General features: G+C 40.6%; 2 protein-coding genes. Both read right to left on the reverse strand.

Going from position 1 to position 2,427, the window contains the following annotated elements; all coding sequences use genetic code 11:
- Positions 1-66: 66 nt before the first annotated feature.
- Positions 67-1,119: a Fic family protein gene (locus tag NT178_16440; GenBank protein MCX5814110.1), complete on the reverse strand. Its 1,053-nt coding sequence runs from the start codon at positions 1,117-1,119 to the stop codon at positions 67-69.
- Positions 1,120-1,588: 469 nt separating this feature from the next.
- On the reverse strand, positions 1,589-2,427 hold an 839-nt coding region (locus NT178_16445; GenBank protein ID MCX5814111.1), incomplete at its 5' end, for an HD domain-containing protein.

Genomic DNA, 2,427 nt, shown 5'->3' on the forward strand with positions numbered 1-2,427 from the left:
ATATTTTCAGCTATGTATGATTATATTCGATTATATCTGCGGGCGATACCGTGTTTTCTTCTCGTACTATAACTTCCTGTACCTTGTTCCTCTTCCCATTCCAATTCTCTCGATCTTTTTGAGAGTAAGCAATCGGTTGAGAGCCTGAAGCACCGTCGGTTTTACTATCTTGGTTTCCCGGCAAATTTCAAGAGGAGTTGCCTCCGGGACCTTTTGCAGATAATTCCAGACTTCCAATTGTTTCGGGGAAAGCAGCTTTTCCACATTCTCGGTTTCCAGTAATTCAATGGCCATCTCGGATTGTTTGAGCAGAATATCCAAGAAGAAATTGAGCCAGGGGAAAATATTCTCGGTTTTTTTACCGAAACTCTTCTGGCTTTTGACAAGCGCAAGATAATAGTTGTTTTTATTATCCTCCACTATCTTCTCGTGCGAAACATACGGCATGAAAGCATAGCCTTCCTTGAGAAGCAGCAGATTCGTCAGAATGCGGGAGACCCTTCCATTACCATCCTGAAAAGGGTGAATTTTAAGAAACTCTACCAGAAAGTTGCCGATTATAAGGAGGGGGTGATATTTCTTTTCATCAAGAGCCTCTACTGCCCAATCCATAAGCTCCTGCATTTCTTTGGGAGTAAGATAGGCTTTGGTAGGTTCAAATACGATACCGATGCTCTTGCCGTTTTGATCGAACATTTCGACAGCGTTTTCGGTTTTTTTGTAATCCCCTCGATGCCTTTGATCCTTTCCTACATATTTGAGCAACTGATTGTGGAAGTGCTTGACTGTGCTTTCACTGAACTTAATAGACTTCCAGGAATCAAATACATTATGAAGCAGTTCATAGTATCCTTGCACTTCCTGCGAATCTCTATCGGTAAACTTTTTTGTCGTCACACCCTGCATCAACTTTTCAATTTCTTTATCTGTGAGTTTTGCTCCTTCAATACGTGTAGAAGCTCCGGTGGAAGTAACCAAAACAGACCGTTTTAAGCGGCCCAAAGTTTGCGGGTTAATTTGCAGCCCACCAATCCAGCGCCCTTTGATTTCATCAATCTTGGCTATTTTTGATAAAACCTCAGAAGGGATGTGAGATAGTCTTTTGTCGAGTTTGGTCATAATCTTTTGCATATTGCTAACTATATTCGATTATATGCGATTATATTCTATTTGTCAAGTCTGTCCAGAAAGTTGCAATGTACAGCAGTGTATATTTCTCGTAATATACTCAAAAAGTATATTTGAAGAAATTTGAAGGAGTCCATAAATTGTTGCCTGCGTTTTACATCGGAAGAAACGATAATTTGATGGCAAGTTTTTTACGAACACAACAATTTCAAGTTTCAAATGAAAGCCATAACACTGTATTGTTATTTTCTATTTACTCCTCACGCAAACAATGAGATCAAAAAAAGACGTTAATTTATTCTCACTTTTTCTTTGGTGGATTCTTTATCGTCTCAACAAGAGCGCCATATCTGCAGAACTCTTTGGCAGAGACTCAAAAAACAAGAGGAAGTCTAACTCTGAAGGTGGCACAAATGAGTGGGGGCAGGTCAGGAGAGAATGTCACAGTTTCTATGGTATTTCATTTTTTACTTTCGGGTGCCACATCATCTATTGTCTCCAGATATCCCATTTTCCTCTTTTCGATTTCTGCCATGTCAAATCTTTTATCAGGCTTTATCGGGGTCAGATGTTCCTTCTTATCCTTGCGTCCCGCAATCTTAATAATAAAAGATTGAAAACTCTTGTTCCTATGGAGGGTATCCATTATGAACCCCGACTCCTTCAGCAGGTTGACAACAAGCCTTGTTGCCGCTTCTTGCTCTGATTTATAGACAAACATGAGGTCTATTACCATCTTATCGTTACAGATGTTCCTGGCGAGTTCATAAAGATACGTATGTCGTGCATAGATGACCCCCTTGAAAGAGAACACCTTATGCTTTACTTGATCTTTCGCTATGTTTATATCGGGCAGCATTCTTCTAATAAACTCATCGACACTAAACCATTCTTTGAACGGTATGATGTCATAACCGCTCGTGAACCTCACAAGCTCCATCTCCCGTGCCCTTCTGTCTGCCTCCTTCAAAAGGTTGGTGAACTGATCCTTGCTCGATGCATGATGTTCCTTTACCGCAGCGATGGCATCTTTTTTCCAAAAAACATCAACGTCTGTGAGCAGTTCTGCCAGTTTGTCCGCAGATATCGTCGAATGATTCAATGTGTTATATTTTCCGCTCTCCACGTATTCCGGTATTTTGCCTATATCATGGGCGAGCCCTGTTATGAGCGCCTTCGGTACAGACAATTCGTAATCGGCGTTATCTTCCTTCAGGATACTTATAAGATTTCTGGTAACGCTGTATGTATGTTCCTCCAATGATACATTGTTAAGATAGTCCTTCACCGATCTCAAAT

Source organism: Pseudomonadota bacterium, from assembly GCA_026388255.1.
Classification (GTDB): domain Bacteria; phylum Desulfobacterota; class Syntrophorhabdia; order Syntrophorhabdales; family Syntrophorhabdaceae; genus JAPLKB01.

Bases quoted from the DNA above. Each gene is read 5' to 3' on its own strand.
- NT178_16440 (MCX5814110.1), bottom strand. From the start codon at position 1,119: ATGACCAAACTCGACAAAAGACTATCTCACATCCCTTCTGAGGTTTTA.